At 58.2% G+C, this 19,672-nt stretch carries 15 protein-coding genes; 10 read left to right on the forward strand and 5 right to left on the reverse strand.

Annotated features, from left to right (window positions below):
• Positions 1-13: 13 nt before the first annotated feature.
• The 5 genes from rhaM to rhaB form a co-directional block, all read right to left on the reverse strand.
• Positions 14-328 carry an L-rhamnose mutarotase gene (rhaM, locus tag RT197_RS18100; RefSeq protein ID WP_312952535.1) on the reverse strand — a complete coding sequence of 105 codons (315 nt, stop codon included), beginning with the start codon at positions 326-328 and terminating at the stop codon, positions 14-16.
• Entirely contained in the window at positions 325-1,473 is a 1,149-nt protein-coding gene (gene fucO, locus RT197_RS18105; protein WP_312952536.1) for a lactaldehyde reductase, read from the reverse strand. The genes rhaM and fucO overlap by 4 nt, the downstream gene beginning before the upstream one ends.
• A gap of 153 nt (positions 1,474-1,626) precedes the next feature.
• Positions 1,627-2,457 (reverse strand): rhamnulose-1-phosphate aldolase, encoded by an 831-nt coding sequence (gene rhaD / locus RT197_RS18110; protein WP_312952537.1) that lies wholly within the window; start codon positions 2,455-2,457, stop codon positions 1,627-1,629.
• Positions 2,458-2,782: 325 nt separating this feature from the next.
• The gene (gene rhaA, locus RT197_RS18115; protein ID WP_312952538.1) at positions 2,783-4,042 is read right to left on the reverse strand and encodes an L-rhamnose isomerase; all 1,260 of its coding nucleotides are present in this window, start codon (positions 4,040-4,042) and stop codon (positions 2,783-2,785) included.
• Complete coding sequence (gene rhaB / locus RT197_RS18120) at positions 4,039-5,502, reverse strand: rhamnulokinase (protein ID WP_312952539.1); 1,464 nt, start codon at positions 5,500-5,502, stop codon at positions 4,039-4,041. Before rhaB ends, rhaA begins: the two co-directional genes overlap by 4 nt.
• Positions 5,503-5,792: 290 nt before the next feature.
• Between rhaB and rhaS the strand changes: the two genes are divergently transcribed.
• The 10 genes from rhaS (at position 5,793) to yiiM (ending at position 19,557) form a co-directional block, all read left to right on the forward strand.
• Positions 5,793-6,629, forward strand: a complete 837-nt coding sequence (rhaS, locus tag RT197_RS18125; protein ID WP_312952540.1) for an HTH-type transcriptional activator RhaS — start codon at positions 5,793-5,795, stop codon at positions 6,627-6,629.
• Between the two features lie 75 nt (positions 6,630-6,704).
• Entirely contained in the window at positions 6,705-7,577 is an 873-nt protein-coding gene (gene rhaR / locus RT197_RS18130; RefSeq protein ID WP_312952541.1) for an HTH-type transcriptional activator RhaR, read from the forward strand.
• A 1,224-nt stretch (positions 7,578-8,801) separates the two neighbouring features.
• Positions 8,802-9,245, forward strand: a complete 444-nt coding sequence (locus tag RT197_RS18135; RefSeq protein WP_312952542.1) for a hypothetical protein — start codon at positions 8,802-8,804, stop codon at positions 9,243-9,245.
• Between the two features lie 20 nt (positions 9,246-9,265).
• Positions 9,266-9,580, forward strand: coding sequence for a PTS fructose transporter subunit IIB (locus RT197_RS18140; RefSeq protein ID WP_312952543.1), 315 nt, complete (start codon positions 9,266-9,268; stop codon positions 9,578-9,580).
• Positions 9,573-10,697 carry a PTS fructose transporter subunit IIC gene (locus RT197_RS18145; RefSeq protein ID WP_312952544.1) on the forward strand — a complete coding sequence of 375 codons (1,125 nt, stop codon included), beginning with the start codon at positions 9,573-9,575 and terminating at the stop codon, positions 10,695-10,697. Before RT197_RS18140 ends, RT197_RS18145 begins: the two co-directional genes overlap by 8 nt.
• Positions 10,698-10,775: 78 nt before the next feature.
• Positions 10,776-13,379: a glycoside hydrolase family 38 C-terminal domain-containing protein gene (locus RT197_RS18150; RefSeq protein ID WP_312952545.1), complete on the forward strand. Its 2,604-nt coding sequence runs from the start codon at positions 10,776-10,778 to the stop codon at positions 13,377-13,379.
• The gene (ptsP, locus tag RT197_RS18155) at positions 13,372-15,855 is read left to right on the forward strand and encodes a phosphoenolpyruvate--protein phosphotransferase (protein WP_312952546.1); all 2,484 of its coding nucleotides are present in this window, start codon (positions 13,372-13,374) and stop codon (positions 15,853-15,855) included. Before RT197_RS18150 ends, ptsP begins: the two co-directional genes overlap by 8 nt.
• Before the next feature lie 72 nt (positions 15,856-15,927).
• Complete coding sequence (locus RT197_RS18160) at positions 15,928-18,003, forward strand: metallophosphoesterase (protein WP_312952547.1); 2,076 nt, start codon at positions 15,928-15,930, stop codon at positions 18,001-18,003.
• 189 nt (positions 18,004-18,192) lie between these two features.
• Positions 18,193-18,813: a superoxide dismutase [Mn] gene (sodA, locus tag RT197_RS18165; protein ID WP_103676840.1), complete on the forward strand. Its 621-nt coding sequence runs from the start codon at positions 18,193-18,195 to the stop codon at positions 18,811-18,813.
• 69 nt (positions 18,814-18,882) lie between these two features.
• Positions 18,883-19,557 carry a 6-hydroxyaminopurine reductase gene (gene yiiM, locus RT197_RS18170; RefSeq protein WP_312952548.1) on the forward strand — a complete coding sequence of 225 codons (675 nt, stop codon included), beginning with the start codon at positions 18,883-18,885 and terminating at the stop codon, positions 19,555-19,557.
• Positions 19,558-19,672 lie beyond the last annotated feature (115 nt).

Raw genomic sequence — 19,672 nt, forward strand, 5'->3', positions numbered from 1 at the left:
AAAACTACGCCCCCTATGCCAGGTAAAACACCTCTTTCAGCTCGCGACTCAGCGGGCTGTTATCCGGGTTGGCGGGCATCACGTCACGCATATACTTCCACCAGCGCTGGCAGACATCGGTGCTGGCGACCGCGTCCCAACGCTCTTCCGACTCAATTTCCACCGTGGCAAACAGCAGGTTGCGAGGCTTATCCAGGTAAATGGCGTAGTGATGCGCGCCGTGGGCTTTCAGCACCTCTTCCAGTTCTGGCCAGATGGGGTTATGGCGGCGCTGATACTCTTCATGGGCGTCGGCGTTGACCTGCATTACAAAGGCTTTGCGGATCATAACGCCTCCAGGTACAACTCGCGCACTTCGTCGCGGCTGGCGGTGCGTGGGTTGCAGGGCGCGCACGGGTCAGCGAGCGCTTTGTCCAGCCAGCCTTCGATATCTTCTTTGGTCACGCCGAGCTGGCTGAAGCCCGTCGGAATGCCGACGCGTTTGCTTAACGCGCGGATGGCGTTGATCGCCTCCATGCTCGCCACGTCATCGCTCATGCCGCGCGTATCGACACCCATCGCCTGCGCCACACGGGCAAATCGCGCCACCGCGTTCGGGCGGTTAAAGTTTTCGATGACCGGCAGCAGGATGGCGTTGCATACGCCGTGCGGCAGGTTATGGGTCGCGCCCGGCTGGTGGGCCAGCGCGTGAACCAGCCCAAGTCCGGCGCTGTTAAACGCCATTCCCGCCAGGTACTGACCAAATGCCATCTGCTCTCGGGCTTGCAGATTATGCCCGTCATCAACCGCCTTCGGCAGCCACAGGTTGATCAGGCGGATAGACTCCAGCGCATTGGCGTCGGTCAGCGGATGCGCGCCGAGAGAGACGTAGGCTTCCACCGCGTGGGTCAGCGCGTCCATCCCGGTCGCGGCGGTGACGGAGGCCGGAATATCCAGCATTACGCTGGCGTCATCTACCGCGATATCAGGAATGATATTCGGGTCGATAATGACCTCTTTCACCTGACGTTCGCTGTTAATGATCACCGCATTGCTGGTCATCTCGGCTGCCGTCCCGGCGGTGGTGTTGATGGCGACCAGCGGCACGCCTGCATTTTTCACTTTGCCGACGCCGGAATAATCGGTAGACGGCCCCGGATTGGCGGTGAGGATTTTCACCGCTTTGGCGGTGTCAATCGGGCTGCCGCCACCGAAAGCAATCAGGTAATCACACTTTGCATCCTGATACGCGGCGTAGCCTTTTTGCACCAGCGCTTCGGTCGGATTCGGGAACACCTCATCGAACAGATGGTAAGACATCTGCTGCGCATCCAGCGCGCTGAACAGGCTGTCCAGCAGCCCCAGCTTCACCAGTTGCCCGTCGGTGACGATCAGCGCCTTGCCCCACTGTTTAGCGGCAACCAGATTGACCATATCGCCGATAGCGCCCGCGCCGTGCAGGCTGATTTTAGGAAGTGCCAGCATAAAGCTCATAATAATTCTCCTTTAAGCCCGGCCCATCAGGCTGTTTGACGTGGGCGGTGCGCAATCTGTGATTTTTGCGTGCTGCCAGAGTCCAGGCTCTTTATAGTGATTTTGCGAAATCCGTTTCCCTCGCCTTGTTCGTAAAGGAGAGGGGGAATGTACTTAGGCGTACAGTTCTAAGGCACTTGCCAGCGGCGTGACGCCAAAACGTTTGCCGAGAGCGATCAACTCGTCACGGGTGATGGTTTGCTTCATGCCTCCCATTGAGAGCACTTTGACCAACACCTCCGCCGATTTTTCAGCGGTGTCGATGAGGCCGAAGGTTTCATCCAGCGTCGGGCCGCTGCCAAAGACGCCGTGGAACGGCCACAGCACCAGCGAGTGCTGCTGCATTTCGCGGGCGGTGGCCTGACCGATATCATCCGTACCCGGCACCATCCACGGCAGAATGCCGACGCCGTCCGGGAATACGACCAGACATTCGGTGCTGCCTTCCCACAGCTTGCGGGTAATGAGTGCGGTGTCGTTTTCCATCACATAGGTCAGGGCGATCAGGTTGGTGGCATGGCAGTGCATGATCACCCGATCTTTACCAGCGGTCGCTTTAATGCGCTCGCAGTGCGACAGAAAATGAGAGGGCAGTTCGGAGGTCGGCACCGCATCGTGGGTGAGTCCCCACAGAATGTGATAGCCCGCGCCGTCGCTGTCCACTTTGACCACGCCGAGGTTCGCTGCCGGATCGAGCTGCACGTTACGGAAGAATTTGCCGGAGCCGGTGACGATGAAAAAGGTGTTCGCCAGCAGCGGCATTGGCTGGCTTAAGGCGATATGGCGCGGCTGCGCGTGGAACTCCGCCGTGTAAGGCTCTACGTCGGCGTCATCCAGACGCAGCGTGAGGTTGCCACCGTTGCGCTCGTCCCAGCCTTTCAGCCAGGCATCGGAGGTGGCTTTGATCATGCCCTGGACAAACCAGGCGTTGATAATGGTCTGCATAGTGTTCACTTTCCTTCAATATGCCGGGTTACCCGGCCTGATCATTACGGTTAGAACGGAGTGGGTTTCCCCTCGCGCTCAGGATTCGGGGTTCGGTGCTCCCCCCTCTCCCTAACCCTCTCCCTCAAGGGAGAGGGGACTGTCCGGCGTCGTTGTTGGGTTGAGTGATCCACTTACCCCCACCGTGGCACGTACCCCTCCCGAGGGAGAGGGGACTGTCCGGGTTCGCGGTTACGTCCGGTGCCGGTTTTCTCCCTCTCCCTGAGGGAGAGGGCCGGGGAGAGGGGGAGCGTCTGCACTCCTTCCCAACAGCCTGGGCGCAGTATTATCCCCGCGACCTCAGCACCTCTTTTTCATACCCGCGCACGTTATCCAGCCACTGGCTGCCCGCTGGCGTATCGTGCCGCTGGCAGTACATCTCCCACACCGCCTGCCACGGCAGCGATTTTTGTTCTTCCAGCAGCGCCAGGCGCGCGGTGTAATCCCCCGCTGCCTCAAGCTGGCGCAGTTGCTCCGTCGGCTCCAGCAGCGCGCGCAGCAGTGCTTTTTTCATATTGCGGGTGCCAATCACCCAGGCCGCGATGCGGTTAATTGAGGCGTCAAAAAAGTCGAGGCCGATATGCACGCGGTCAAACAGGTCGTGACGAACAATCTCGCTGGCAATCGCCTGGGTTTCATCATCCAGTAGCACCACGTGGTCGCTGTCCCAGCGCACCGGGCGGCTGACGTGCAGCAGCAGGCGCGGCACGTACAGCATGGCGGCAGAGATTTTGTCGGAGATAACCTCCGTCGGATGGAAGTGGCCTGCGTCGAGGCACAGCGCGGTCTGGCGGCTGGTGGCGTAGCCCATATAAAACTCGTTTGAGCCGACGGTATAACTCTCCGCGCCGATACCGAACAGCTTGCTCTCCACGGCGTCGATGTGATGCGCAGGGTTTAGTTTTTCGCTCATCACCTCATCCAGCGCTTCAAGCAGACGCTGGCGCGGCGCGAGACGGTCAACGGTGACATCTTTCATGCCGTCAGGAACCCAGATATTCATCACCGATGGCGTACCGAGCTGCTCGCCAAACCAGGCGGAAACACGGCGGCTGGCCTTGCAGTGGTCGATCCAGAACTGGCGGATTTCCGGGTTGGCGTGCGACAGCGTGAAGCCATCAGCACTCAGCGGATGTGAGAAGCAGGACGGGTTAAAATCCAGCCCCAGCCTGTTGGCTTTCGCCCATTGCACCCAGTTTTTGAAATGTTCCGGCTTGATCTCATTGCGGGCGACCGGCGCGTCAGCTTCGTGATAAATGGCATGTAGATTAAGGCGCTTCGGTCCTGGGATCAGGCTGAACGCCAGTTCCAGATCGTCGCGGAGTTCAGCGGCGTTACGCGCTTTCCCCGGATAGTTACCCGTGGCCTGAATCCCCCCGGTCAGGTTGCCTTCCGGGTTTTCAAACCCGGCGACATCATCGCCCTGCCAGCAGTGCATGGAAACAGGCAACCTGTCGAGCTGGCGCAGAGCCTCCTCAACATCAATTTTCACCGCGGCGAACCGCTGTTTCGCCAGTTCCCAGGCGTGCTCAAGTGGAGTGGTCATGCGCAAAGCTCCTTTGTCTGTCGTTGGGTCTGAGACTGCGCGACGTAGCGGGCGATCTCATTATCAGGATGAGGGGTAAAAGTGGTCAGCTCGTAATTGGCGGCGACCACCTGACGAAAATCGGTGACGTCGGTCAGTTCATCCAGCGTCATAAGCTGCACGCCGATATTGCCGAGCGTGGAGGCTTCAATCGGTCCGGCGACGACGGTAATTCCGCAGGCGTCAGCACAAAGCTGATTGAGTAACCGGTTCTGGCAGCCGCCGCCGACAATATGCAGCGTGCGGAATGGCTGACCGCGCAGAAATGCCAGTTCGCCGAGCACGTCGGCATACAGAATGGCGAGGCTGTCAAAAATGCAGCGCGCCAGTTCGGCATCGCACAGCGGCGCGGGTTGACCCGTCTCGCGGCAGGCCGCCTGGATCTCCGCGCTCATATTGTCGGGATTGATAAAGCGATCGTCGTTCGGGTTAATCACGAAACGGCAGGCGGGCAGCGCTTCGGTGCGGGCGATTAAATCCGCTAAATCGCTGACGCTCTGCTCGGCAAGCACGCGCTGGAGCAGCCACAAGCCCATAATATTTTTCAACACCCGGTAGCGGCCTTCTGCGCCGCCTTCGTTGGTGATATTGGCGGCCAGCGCGCTGTCGCTGGTGTACGGCGTTTTGCTCTCAAAGCCCATCAGCGACCAGGTGCCGGAAGAGATCCACGCCGCGTCTTTACTTTCCAGCGGAACGGCGATCACCGCGCTGGCCGTATCGTGGCTGGCGACGGCAACAACCGGGATCTCTGCATCCTGCGGGCTGCGCCAGTGACCAATCACATTACCCGGATGCGCAGGCGTGCCGAACCACGCGGCGTTTGCCCCGGTCCAGTCCAGCAGGGTGTTATCCCAGTCGTCGGTATTGATATTCACCAGTTGCGTGGTGGTGGCGTTGGTGTATTCCCAGTTCATCCTGCCGGTGAGACGGTAGCTAAAATAATCGGCAATCAGCAGCGCATGGGTGACGTCATTCAGCGCGTCCGGCTGCTGCTCAGTCAGCGCCCGTAGCTGGTAAAGCGTGTTGAACGGCAGAAACTGGATGCCGCTGCGACGGTAAATGTCTTCCTTACCGAGCTGCGCCAGCGCGCGCGCCATCACGCCTGTGGTGCGGTCATCGCGATAGGCCACCGGCAGGCCCACGCGCTCGCCCTGCGCGTTCAGCAGGACGTAATCCACGCCCCAGGTATCCACGCCGATACTGTCGATGGTCACGCCTTCTTCACTGACTTTTTCCAACCCGCAGCGAATTTCGGCTTCCAGGCCGTCAATGTCCCAGCAGTCAAAACCGTCCACTTTTTGCAGGCGGTTACTAAAACGGTGGATTTCGCGCAGGGTAAGGGTGCGGCGGTCAAAGCGTGCGAGCATTACGCGTCCGCTGGATGCGCCTAAATCGACAGCGACGCAGTGGCGAAAAGTCATGATGCGGTCCTTCTCAGAATGATTACGCCCAGTCTAAAAAAGAACGCTGCCCGCAACCTTCTTACTACGGACAGCCGTTATTGCCCGCTGGCAAGAAAGCAAAGATGAACGTGAGGTAGCTCACAAATTACGGCAAAAGCGGGGATGTGACAGCGGCCTCATTTCCGCATATTCGTCGCCGTTTCTTGAAAAACTGACAGGCTTTGCACGCTTTGCTGTCAAAACTTGAAGGTGAGAAGCGCACGCCTTATTTACTATGTTGAGAATTCTTCTCACTGGTGGCGACTCTTATGACCGTACTTCACAGCGTGGATTTTTTTCCGTCGGGCAGCGCATCAGTGGCGATTGAGCCGCGTCTTCCGCAGGCGGCATTCCCGGAACATCACCATGATTTTCATGAAATTGTGATTGTTGAACACGGCACCGGCATTCATGTTTTTAACGGCCAGCCGTACACCATCAGCGGCGGCACCATCTGCTTTGTCCGCGATCACGACCGTCACCTGTATGAACATACCGACAATCTGTGTCTGACCAATGTTCTGTACCGCTCGCCGGAAGCGTTCCAGTTTTTGTCCGGGCTGAATTTACTGCTGCCGCAGGAGCAGGACGGGAATTATCCGTCGCACTGGCGGGTGAACCAGACTGCGCTGACCCAGGTGCGGCAGATTGTCGGGCAGCTTGAGCAGCATGATGACGCGCCGGATGCACCGGAAAGAGCCAATCGCGAGCTGCTGTTTATGCAACTGCTGGTGCTGCTGCGTAAAAGCAGCCTCGCGCAGAATGCGGAAGATAACGATGCCCGCCTGAACCAGCTGATCGTCTGGCTGGAGGAGCATTTTGCGGAAGACGTGTGCTGGGAGTCGCTGGCCGACGGTTTTTCGCTGTCATTGCGCACGCTGCACCGCCAGCTCAAGCAGTACACCGGGCTGACGCCGCAGCGCTACCTCAACCGTCTGCGGCTGATCAAAGCGCGTCACCTGCTGCGCCACAGCGACGAAAGCGTGACGGATATTGCCTACCGCTGCGGCTTCGGCGACAGCAATCACTTTTCCACCCTGTTTCGCCGGGAGTTCTCCTGGTCACCGCGTGATATCCGCCAGGGCCGCGACGCCGTTCTTCAGTAACGCGAAGAGAGTCAACGTTTTTGGCGGGCGGATGGTTAATAATCCCCGATCCTAAGGCGCTGAGGTGATCCCGTAGTGGGCCAGTTAATTCTTCGAAAAGCCGACTTTTTCCCGCACGTCGGCCAGGCGGTTGCCGTGGCGGATCGCTATCCGCAAAACGTATTTGCTGAACATACCCACGAGTTCTGTGAACTGGTGCTGGTGTGGCGCGGCAACGGCCTGCACGTGCTTAATGACCGCCCGTACCGCATCACGCGCGGCGATCTGTTTTATATCCGCGCCGAAGATAAACACTCCTATGCCTCGGTAAACGATCTGGTGCTGCAAAATATTATTTACTGTCCCGACCGGCTGACGCTCAACCTCGACTGGGCGGCGCACATTCCCGGTTTTGACGGGCGCGAGCACAGCCCGCACTGGCGGCTGGGCAGCAGCGGTATGAATCAGGCCCGTCAGTTGATTAGCCAGCTTGAGCATGAAAGCGCGCACCCGGACGCGCAGACTCACGACATGGCCGGGCTACTGTTTGGGCAACTGGTGATGATCCTCAAACGGCATCGCTATACCAGCGATAATCTCTCCGCGCTCTCCCGCGAGCCGCTGCTGGATAAACTCATTACCGCGCTGGCGGGCAGCCTTGATCGCGCCTTCGTGCTCGATCGCTTCTGCGAACAGGAGCAATGCAGCGAGCGGACCCTGCGCCAGCAGTTTCGCAGCCAGACCGGGATGACCATCAACCAGTACCTGCGTCAGTTACGCATCTGTCACGCGCAATACCTCCTCCAGCATACGGAAATGATGATCGGCGAAATCGCGATGCAGTGCGGTTTTGAAGACAGTAACTATTTTTCGGTCGTTTTTAACCGTGAGACTGGCATGACGCCAGGACAATGGCGGCAGCGCAACCACTGCCTTGAAACTCGCTTTAGCAGGGACGTTATGCGTTAACGTGAGACGGGACAGCGCCAGCATCTTTTCCGTGCTGGTTAGATACCGCAGTTCCCCCTCTCCCCGGCCCTCTCCCTTGAGGGAGAGGGAGTGGTCAGTGCCTCGTGTCAGGTTCAGTAGACAGCTCAGCCTGCGTAAAGATCGCACATTCAGTTATAACGCCGGGCAGTTCCCTCTCCCTCGAGGGAGTGGGAGTGGTCAGTGCCTCGCGTCAGATTCAGTAGACAACTCAGCCTGCGTAAAGATTGCACATTCAGTTATAACGCCGGGCGGTTCCCTCTCCCTCGAGGGAGAGGGTTAGGGAGAGGGGGAAAATCGTCACCGGGCTTTCAGCCTGGTTTATCTTTTTCTGAGGCTCGGGTCATCGGGCCTGTTTTTCTTAAGTCCTCACATTATTTTCTTTGAGAAACCGGGTCAGGGATAAGGGGAGGCTCCGTACCCGCAGTTCCCCCTCTCCCCGGCCCTCTCCCTCGAGGGAGAGGGAGTGGTCAGTGCCTCGCGTCAGTTTCAGTAGACAACCCAGCCTGCGTAAAGATTGCTCATTCAGTTATAACGCCGGGCGGTTCCCTCTCCCTCGAGGGAGAGGGAGTGGTCAGTGCCTCGCGTCAGATTCAGTAGACAACTCAGCCTGCGTAAAGATTGCACATTCAGTTATAACGCCGGGCGGTTCCCTCTCCCTCGAGGGAGAGGGTTAGGGAGAGGGGGAAAATTGTCACCGGGCTTTCAGCCAGGTTTATCTTTTTCTGAGGCTCGGATCATCAGGCCTGGTTTCCTTTTGCAACCTCTTTAATACTTCGCATTTTAGGCTGCCAGTACCAGGTTTTACCTGCTGCTACTTACAATATTTTCAATGACTTAACCTCTGCTTTGGAAGCCATTGCGGCAATGTCCCTACGAAAATAACCACAAACCGCCTGACCTGTCACTTTCATTGGCATATCAGATCCTTTTGTGAAACCTGCTGAATAGTACCAATTTCAGCATGAGCATCTGCCATATTCCCATCAGGAAACGGAATTGTGTGGTCTTTTGACTTAGCTATTTTGAGGCAATTCGTTACCGTTCCTTCCGTGGCTTCAACTCATTTATGACATGAATAATATTGTGACATTAATAGTGGGTGCTTTTTTTATAAAATAAATTTAATCGAAACTCTGTGCAATAAATCACATTCGACGAACGGATTTCGCTTTTATAATGTGAGGATTCTTATGCGGAGGTGAAATGCTGGCTTTTATCATCTTATTCTTTATTACTCTCGCAGCTTTTTTGTTATTGCTGGATAACAACGTTAAAGCTGCGCTGGATGATATTTGCTGGCTCAATTCTCCTGACGATCTCGCAGAAAGCGAATTATCCACCGACGATTGCCCTGATACACAAATAGCGCTGGAGTGGTCGCGTTTATGGGACTGCGCCGGGCTGGCGCTGCAAAGCGGCGTGCGCCGCCAGGTGCGTCAGGTCATCAAATCACGGCATCGCGTGCGCCAGCGCCTGCTGTTCCTTCGCAAGCGTGACGAGTTAGGTTTTAGCTTCCGTATTTCCAGCCTGCACCAGTTAATGGCCTGCCGCCATGCGAGCGGGGCCGACGGCGATGCCGTCGCTCAAACCCTTTTTATACCCAAAGCACAATGCGCGTTTTCGCCATTGTGCTTTTTTTTGTCTTAACGAAATCAAGAGGATAAATGATGTTTATTGTTTGTGTAGCCGCCTGTCCGACCGGAGTTGCCCATACCTATATGGCCGCTGAAGCGCTTGAAATGACCGGCAAAAAACGCGGTCACGAGGTGAAAGTGGAAACCCAGGGCAGTATGGGAGCCGAAAACGAAATTGATGCTGAAGACCTGGCGCGCGCCGACGCGGTGATCATCGCCGCCGACGTTGCCATCAGCGGGAAAGAGCGTTTTGACGGCATGGTAAAACTGGAGTGCAGCGTCTCCGATCCGATCAAATTCGGCGACGCGGTGTTTGAAGCCGTGGAGCAGGAGGTGTCGCATGGCTAAATTTCAGGGAGGAGGCGGGAAGCCCTCGACGGGGGCGGAAGTCAAAAATGCCATCATGACCGGCGTCTCGTGGATGCTGCCTTTTGTCATCGCCGGGGCGGTGATCATGGGCATCGCGCGTATTGGCGCGTCGATGTACGGCATTGATAACATCTGGGATGCCAGCCATGAACAGGCGGGTCTGGTGATACAAATACTGCATAAGTTTGACGGCTTCGGCGGTCTGGCGCTGTCGCTGATGCTGCCGGTTGTTGCGGGCTATATCAGCTTTGCGCTGGCTAACAAGCCGGGTATCGCGCCCGGTATGGTCGGTGGGCTGCTGGCGAGCAATCTGGGAACGGGCTTTCTGGGCGCGCTGGCTGCGGGTTTTGTGGCGGGCTACATCGTCCGGGCGCTGATCAAATACATTAAGCTGCCGAAAGCGCTGGCTTCCGCCGGGCCGATATTTATCCTGCCCGTTGGCGGCACGCTGCTGACCTGTATCGTGATGGCCTTTGTGATCGGCACGCCGCTGGCGGCACTGAATCACGGGATGGAAAGCTGGCTGCTGTCGATGTCCGGCACCAATAAAGTCCTGCTGGCGGCGGTGATCGGCGGGATGGTGGGCTTTGACCTCGGCGGCCCGGTCAACAAGGCGGCGGTGACGACGGCGATGGCGCTGTTGGCGTCCGGCATTTACGATCCCAACACCGCCGCGCAGGTGGCGATTATTATTCCGCCTATCGGCCTCGGCATTGCCACGCTGATGTGGGCAAAACGCTTCCCGGAATCGCTGCGCGAAGCGGGCAAAGCTTCCACGCTGATGGGGCTGATTGGCGTCTCGGAAGGGGCGATCCCGTTTGCGCTGTCTAACCCGAAAATCATCATCGTCAACGTGGTCGGCTCTGCGGTCGGCGCGTCGATGGCGGTCGGGCTGGGCGCGGTCAACCATGCACCGATTTCCGGCTTCTACGGCTGGCTGGCGGTCAATAGCTGGCCAGTCTATGTGCTGTCGATCGCCTGCGGTTCAGCAATTGTTGCCGGAGGATCGTTATTTGTCTTCCGTGGCGCGCAGGAAGACGCAACGCATGAAAATAAAAAAGAGGCGGCAGCCCCGAAATTTAAAGCCAGCCGTTAATCGTTTCTTTTACTGACCAGAAAAATAAACGGAATTTTTCCGTGGGATTGGCTCGCGCCTGAAAAAGCAGGAACAAAAATGAAAACCGTACATTTGATTCAACATACCCACTGGGATCGGGAATGGTATTTCACCGAAAATGATTCCCGCGCCGTGCTTTATTATTTTATGGCGGACTTGCTCCAGCGTCTTGAAGCCGACGAATCATTGGGGCCATTTATACTTGACGGGCAAACGGTAGTGCTGAAGGACTATTTCCAGATCGCCCCGGAAAACCGCACGCGGGTGCAAAAACTGATCGACGACGGACGGTTGCTGATTGGCCCCTGGTATACGCAGACCGATTTTCTGGTGGTCGGCGCAGAGTCGATCACCCGTAACCTGCTGCTGGGCATGGCGGACTGCAACGCGCTGGGCAGTCGGATGCCGGTTGGCTACGTGCCCGACTCGTTCGGGCAGAGCGCGCAACTGCCGATGTTTCTCAGCCAGTTTGCCATTGACCACGCGGTGATCTGGCGCGGCTGGTGTGAGCACGATGTGGCGAACAGCGAGTTTCGCTGGCGCAGTGCTGATGGCAGTTGCGTCACCACGGCGGTGCTGCCGTGGGGCTACGGCTGCGCGAAATGGCTGCCAACCGACGCGCAGGACGCGTGGCAGGTGCTGCCAACGATCCTGCAAAAGCAGGCCAGATTCAGCACCTCCGCGCAAATCCTGTTGCCCAACGGCAACGACCAGTCGCCTTATGAATTCGGCGTTCCGGCGATGCTCGATGCGCTCAACGCGCAGCAGTCAGAGTACCGTTTTGTGCGCAGCGATTTCAGTCGCTACTTTCAGGCGCTGGCAGACGCACCGCTGACCGAGTTTGAGGGCGAACTGCTCAGCCCGAAATACATGCGCATTCACCGGGGGATTTTTTCAACCCGGATGGATATCAAGCTGGCGAACGCCCGGCTGGAGCAGTTTGTCAGCCAGCAGCTTGAGCCGCTGCTCAGTGTGGTCTGGCGGCTGGGGCTACCGTATCCGCAGCAGGCGGTGAATAACATCTGGCGCGAAGCGATGAAGTCCCACGCTCATGACAGCATCGGCGGCTGCAATGCCGACCGGGTAAACGCGATGGTTAAAGCGCGTCTCACCTCCGGTCAGGAAACCGCCAGCCAGCTTTTCGAACTGAATATGAAAATGCTGGCGGAAGGGATCACCGCGCGTCAGCAGGGCAAAAAAATCGTCGTCTTTAACCCGCTGCCGCACGTTCGCGACGCGCAGGTGGCGCTGACTCTCTACGTGCCCGGCAGCGATTTTTGCATCGTGGATGAAAACGGTCAGCCGTGCCGCTGGCAAATCGTTCACGAGGCGCAGCAGGATATGTCGGTCATCGTGCAGGAGCTTTCCAACAGCACCACTACGGTCTGGTATCGCAAGTGCGACATCCTGCTGGAAGCGAAGGCGCTGCCTGCCTGCGGCTATCTGACGCTGTATCTCCGGCAGGATATCGCCGCCGGATTTAGTGCGCCGGACGACGCCATCTCCGCACTGGAAAACACCTGGCTGCGCCTCTCGCTCGACGAAGGCTGCCTCGCGCTTATCGACAAGCGCAGCGGTAAACGCTGGGACGATATTTTGCGGCTGGTTGACGGCGGCGATGCCGGGGATACCTACAACTATTCGCCGCCGGAAGATGACTGGCGCGTTACCAGCGACGGCGCGCTGACCGCCGCCGAATGGCAGCGCGGAACCCTCGCCGATACGCTGACGCTTAGTGTATCAATAGCCGCGCCGCAGGATAAATCCGCCCGTCAGCAGCATTTATGCAACGCGCGTCTGGACGTCAGCATGGTCATCGCCCTCGATCACCAGCGTCCGTTGCTGGACGTGCGCATTACCGTGGACAACAAGCTGCACGATCACCGGTTGCAGGTTGAAATCCCGACCGGCGTGCGCGAGCTGTTCCATTTTGCCGATCAGCCGTTCGGCCTGATCCGTCGGGAAAATCGTCCGCAGATGCTGGATCTCTGGCAGCAGGAGCAGTGGACGGAAGCGCCCGCCGCGCTGTGGCCGATGCAAAGCATGGTGATGATGCACGATCGCCAGCACGGAATGAGCGTAGTGACGGAAGGGCTGCGCGAGTATGAAATTCCGGCGGATAAACCCGACGTGCTGGCGATCACCCTGCTGCGCAGCGTCGGCTGGCTGGGGCTGCCCAATATGCCGTGGCGACCGGGCCGCGCTTCCGGGATGGTATTGCCGTCGCCGGATTCGCAGTTGCCGGGCCTGTTTCACTGCCATTTTGCGCTGCTGCCGCTGCATCAGGGAGCCGACAGCGCGTTCTGGCAGGAAATTGAACACTGGCGCACGCCTGCGACGGGCTGGCTGGATTCCGGCTGGTCGCGCTTTAAAACCAATCCGCACGGTCACCGCTTCCCGACGAACTTTAGCCTGCTGAACTGGCAGACGCCGCTGCATTTCAGCACGCTTAAAAAAGCGCAAAATGGCGAGGCGCTGATCCTGCGCGGCTGGAATCCCGGCGCGATCGCCACCGATAAAACGTTCCCTGTGACCACGGGCGGCGTGGAGGAAGTTACACTGGCGGAAGCGCCGGTTTTCACCTGCCCGTCTGACGTCGCTCCCTGCGCCCCGGTAAGCTGGCGCATCACCCCTGCGGAGAAAGGAGACGCCCGTGCGTAAAATTTCATTTATCTTCCCGCTGGAAAACGGTTTGCACGCCAGGCCCGCCAGCGAGTTTGAACAGCGGGTAATGGCGTTTCGCGCCCGCTTTACTTTCCATAACCTGCGTAACCAGCGGCAGGTTGACGCGCGCAGCGTGCTGGCGCTGATTGGCGCGGACGTGCTGTATCAGGATGCCTGCGAGTTGCTGATTGACGGTGAAGACGAGCAGGCGGCGCATCAGGCGCTGGAGGCGTTTATCGTCAACGAGCTGGCCGGGTGCGATGAGGCGCTGCCTGCGTCCGCATCTGACGCGCACCAGCAGCCGTTGCCGGTCTTTCTGGCGGCCACGACCTCCCGCTACCTGCGCGGGAACGGCGTCAGTCCGGGACTGGCAACCGGCATCGCGGTGCCGCTGGGGGCGGTAGATTTCGCCACGCTTGCAGCCCGGGAGCCAGTTCAGGATGCCGCCTCACAACGTCAGGCGCTGGCACAGGCGCTAAGCCGCGTGCGCGTGGAGGTACAGGAAGAGATGCGCCACGCGCAGGGCGAGGCCGCTTCCGTGCTGGGCGCACACCTGAAACTGCTGAACGACACTCTGCTGGAAGACGCGCTGCGCGCGCCGCCGCAGGCAGGTAACGCGCTGGCAGCGCTGGGGCTGATCGTTGACCAGCTCAGCCAGCCGCTGCGCGAAAGTCGCAGCCAGTATCTGCAACAGCGGGCGCTGGATTTACAGGATCTGGGGCTGCGCCTGGCGGCGCATCTGACCGCCCGGCCGCTGTTTACCCTGCCGGAATTCACCCAGGATGCGGTGATCATTAGCGCCGGACTTATCACGCCGGGTCAGTTTCTGGCGCTGCGCGGGCCGTATCTGAAAGGTATCGTGATGGGTGAGGGTGGAGAAACCTCGCACACGGCGATCCTCGCCCGCTCGTTTGGCATTCCGCTGCTGTGCGCGCCCGACGCGCGGGTGCCTGCCGGCGCGCCGCTGCTGATCGATTCCCGCTACGGCATACTGGTGATCGCACCCGATGACTGCGCGCAGCGGTGGCGCGAAATGGAAGAGGCGAAAATCGCGCGCATCGCGCAGCGCTTACAGCCGTTGACGCAGCAGCCGGGCGTCAGCCGCGACGGAGAGCGTGTGCAGGTGCTGGCAAACATCGCCCTTGCCGCCGAAGCGGAAAGCGCTTTTGCCGCAGGCGCGGAGGGCATCGGCCTGTTCCGCACCGAAATGCTGTTCTGCGAACGTAGCGCGCCGCCGGATGAAGAGGAACAGTATCTTGCTTATCGGCACGTACTGGAGCAGGCGCAGGGCAAAAAAGTGGTTATTCGCACCCTGGATATCGGCGGCGACAAACCCTGTGATTATCTCAACCTGCCGCCGGAGGATAACCCGTTCCTCGGCTGGCGCGCGGTGCGGCTCTATCCGGCATTCGAGGCCATTTTCACCCGCCAGATGCGGGCGCTGCTGCGTGCCAGCGCCGCCGGACCGCTGCACATTATGGTACCGATGGTCGCCACGCTTGAAGAAGTGAAATGGCTGCACGCCCGCTTTCAGCACACGGCGGCGCAGTTACAGGCGGAAGGGGCGGTCGTTGGGCAATGGCATCTGGGAATTATGGCAGAGGTGCCGTCGGTGCTTTACCTGCTGGAAAAAGCGGCGGCGTACATCGATTTTGTCTCCATCGGCAGTAACGATCTGGTGCAGTATTTCCTCGCCTGCGACCGGGGGAATGCCCAGGTGCGCCATCTGTATAACTACTGCGATCCCGCGTTTCTGATGCTGCTGGACGATCTCACCACCCGCGCGCGTCAGGCGAAGCTGGATATTTGTCTGTGCGGCGAAATGGGGGGCGATCCGGCAGCGATACCGTTGCTGTTAGGGGCTGGACTGCGGCAAATCAGCATGTCTGCGGGGCGCATCGGCAAGGCGAAACAGCGCCTGGCTTTGCTGGATACCACCGCCTGCTGGCACACGCAGCAAAGCGCTTTCTTGTGCGACAGCGCGGCGGAGGTGGATGCCCTGCTGAAAGCGCAGGCTGGCGGCAGCACGCGGTCCATTTTCGACCCGGCGCTGGTGCTGCTGGATAACCCTGCCACCCGTAAGGCGGACGTTATCAAAATCCTCACGGACAACCTGGAGGTTGAGCAGCGGGTGCGTTCAGGGGCGGAAGTGGAAGCGGCGATCTGGGCGCGGGAAGCGGTCTTTTCAACGGCGCTCGGTTTTGCCGTCGCTATTCCGCACTGTAAATCGGCAGCGGTACTCAGCAGCAGCGTATCGCTGATGCGCCTGACCACGCCGCTGATGTGGGGCGAAGACGTGGAGGTGTCGCTGGTGATCATGCTGACGGTCAGCGAGCAGGAGAAGGGCGATCACATGAAAATCTTCTCGCGCCTCGCCCGTAAGCTGATGCATGAAGCGTTCCGCCAGCAACTGCTGACGGGCAGTGATGCCGCCGCCATAACCGCACGGCTTGAACAGGAACTGGCAGGGTAACGTACAGCCCGCCCGGCAAGGTTGTCGGGCGGGCCGTATGACGGGATGTTGTTGTTATGTAAGGATAACTGAATGAAAAAACGAGTGATTTCATCTGTCGCCACGCTTTTTTTGCTGATCGGCTCTGCGTGCGCGGCGGAAAATTATCAGTACCGTGTCGCGTTTATGCCGGATATTCATTTCCATGATGTTTACGGCACTTTTCAGGATGGCGCATTCAGCGGCCTGAAAAATCAAAAAAGCGGGCAAAACGCAATGATCCGCACCATGTACGCCCAGCTCACCTCCACGCGTTTATTCAATGAAAACTACTTTGCCCTGCGCGCTGCGCTTGATGATGCCGGGCGCAAAGGCATTACCCTGATTGCGTTACCGGGCGACTTCAGCGATGACGGGCAGCCAGTGCATATTCGCGGGCTGGTCAAACTCCTTCAGGAATACCAGCAGAAATACGGTATGCGCTTTTTTGCCACGCCCGGTAATCACGATCCCAACCGGCCTTTTGATGTGCCCGGCGGCGAAGAAGATTTCTTAGGGCCGCAGGGTAAAACGCAGCGCATCTTCAGCGCTGGTGCGAAGGAGTGCAAAGGCTATAAAGGGCGCACGGCGGTAATCAAAACCGATGCGGAACTGCCGACGATTTGCAGCGAAGAGATGGTCAGCAGCGGTTATGCATACATCATGAAAATGATGGCTCCCTTTGGTATGGAACCCCAGCCTGCCGACATCTACTGGGAAACACCTTATTCTTCCTGGACCCCGGAAACGTACAGTCTGGAAAAAGCAAAACGGGCGAGCGATTTCCGTCAGCGGCAGTATGAAATTTGCGCCCAGGGGACCGGTGGGAAATATAAACAGCCGGGCTACGGCCCCTGCTTCACCGTGGCGGACAGTAGCTATCTGGTCGAGCCGGTGCCGGGACTGTGGCTGATGGCAGTGGATGCCAACGTCTATCTGCCGACGAAAGACGCCGATGCCAGCCAGGCCGCGCAGGCCAGCAATTTTGCCGGTTCCGGCGACGCGGGCTATAACAAGATGTTGACCCACAAACAGCAGACCCTGGCGTGGATGACCGACGTCGCTCGCCGTGCTAAGCAGCAGGGGAAAACGCTGCTCACGTTCAGCCATTTTCCGATGGTGGAGTTCGATAACGGCGCGGCGGGGGATCTGGAAGAGATTTTTGGCAAAGGTAAATTCCAGCTCGCGCGTGCGCCGCAGGAGGATACCAGTCACGCCCTGGCAAAAACCGGAATTGGCGTGCATGTGGGCGGGCATATGCATTTCAACGATACCGGGGTGCGCAAATACCCGGATGGCAGCCTGCTGTTTAATATTCAGGCACCTTCAATGGCGGCCTACGTCCCGGCCTATAAAACGCTTAACGTTATCAGCCGTAGCAGCATTGATGTCGATACGGTGATCCTTAACAGCGTGCCGCGCTTTGACGAGCTGTTTGAGCATTATCAGCAGGAATGGGATCACCTGAACGCGATCCATTCGCCGCATCTGTGGAACAAAGCCGTGCTGGGGGCGAAGGACTATTACGACTTTACTAACTGGCATATGACTGAACTGACCCGGCTACGTTTTATCCCGGAAGAGTGGCCGTGTGAAATCCGCCAGATGCTGTTTAGCCTCAACGGTGCCGACATGTTGACGTTAAGCCAGCTTGACGGGCAGGTTCCGTATCGTGAGGTAATGAGCGTACCGCAAAGCGACAATCATGCGATTTGTGCACCCTCGCGAGTCGATCTCCCGGCGCAGTACGTGCAGAAAAACGCCGCCGCTTGGCGCAAGGCGCAGGACAAAGCCCGCGCGCTGGTGCAGCAGAACGGTATGACGCTGGAGGCGTTTGCTGCCTGGAACGGTTTTGATCTGGCGGTCGATTTCTATCGACTGCGCAATGCGGATGAACTGGCGCTGCGCGATATCACGGCGACTCGCCTGCGTGAATATCGCCTGCTGACCCGGACCCTGGCGCAGTCCTTACCGGCTAAAATGCCGACCGTGACCGCCGACAGTGATTTTGAGACGATTTTCCGCCTGCGCTTCGGCAGTATTTTCCGCGTTATCGATAAATATCTTCAGGGCAGCCCGAGCCGCAATTTCCATCTTGATAGCGAAACCGGGGAAATGAAAGCACGCTAATTCTTCCTGCCAGACTGGCGGCGAAAACGCCGCCAGTCTCCCTGTGCATCACGGCACATAACCAAAAGTTATAACCTTATTAAAACTACGGCATTGATAAACATTTTCAATATCATTTAATTAACTATAATGAACCAACTGCTTACGCGGCGTTAACACATCTGCCGCCCGACAATAATGGAGATGATTATGAGTTATACACTGCCATCCCTGCCGTATGCCTATGATGCCCTTGAACCGCATTTCGACAAGCAGACGATGGAAATCCATCACACCAAACATCACCAGACCTACGTTAACAACGCCAATGCCGCGCTGGAAAGCCTGCCGGAACTGGCTAACCTGCCGGTAGAAGAACTGATTACCAAACTGGATCAGGTCCCTGCTGACAAGAAAACCGTTCTGCGTAACAACGCGGGTGGTCACGCTAACCACAGCCTGTTCTGGAAAGGCCTGAAAAAAGGCACCACGCTTCAGGGCGATCTGAAAGCGGCTATCGAGCGTGATTTCGGCTCCGTAGACAAATTCAAAGAAGAGTTTGAGAAAGCTGCTGCCACCCGTTTCGGCTCCGGCTGGGCATGGCTGGTGCTGAAAGACGACAAGCTGGCCGTGGTTTCTACCGCGAACCAGGATTCCCCGCTGATGGGTGAAGCTGTCGCAGGCGTTTCCGGCTTCCCGATCGTCGGTCTGGACGTGTGGGAACACGCCTACTACCTGAAATTCCAGAACCGCCGCCCGGACTACATCAAAGAGTTCTGGAACGTGGTGAACTGGGATGAAGCCGCAGCGCGTTTTGCCGCTAAAAAATAAGGTTGCATTCTGAAACCTGAAAAGCGAGTCTGATGACTCGCTTTTTTTGTATCCGCATAAGGAGCTGCGATGCGCTACCCGGTTGATGTTTTTACAGGCAAGGTGCGGGATTACCCCGGAAGCCGCCCCAGCGCGATAGACAAAGTGCAGGTCGATGGTGAACTCACCCTGACCGAACGGGGCCTGCAAAACGATGAGCAGGCAGAGAAGAAGATCCACGGCGGCCCGGATCGCGCGCTGTGTCATTATCCCCGCGAGCATTACCGCCACTGGGCGCAGGAATTCCCCGAACAGGCCGAACTGTTCGTCGCGCCCGCCTTTGGCGAGAACCTGTCAACCGACGGGCTGACCGAGCAGACGGTTTACATCGGCGATATTTTCCGCTGGGGAGAGACCCTCATTCAGGTGACGCAGCCGCGCTCGCCATGCTTCAAACTCAATTTTCATTTTGCTATCAGCGACATGGCAACCATTATGCAGAACAGCGGTAAAACCGGCTGGCTGTACCGGGTGATTGCTGGCGGCAAAGTTGCCGCCGACGCGCCGCTGGAGCTGGCTTCGCGGGTAAGCGATGTGAGCGTTTATGACGCCGGGGTGATTGCGTGGCGTATGCCGTTTGACGACGAGCAGTACCACCGACTGCTGTCAGCGGCGGGGCTGTCGGCGAGCTGGACGCGCACGATGCAAAAGCGGCGTATTAGCGGGAGGATCGAGGATAGCTCCCGGAGATTGTGGGGTAAGTAGCGGGTTAAGTTGTTGTTAAAGCCTGTGCGCCGTGAGCCCTCACCCCAGCCCTCTCCCGGAGGGAGAGGGAGTGATCGGTGCCACGGCTGGGAGATGTGGATCGCTTAAGCCAGCG

Source organism: Superficieibacter sp. (assembly GCF_032071645.1).
Classification (GTDB): Bacteria; Pseudomonadota; Gammaproteobacteria; order Enterobacterales; family Enterobacteriaceae; genus Superficieibacter.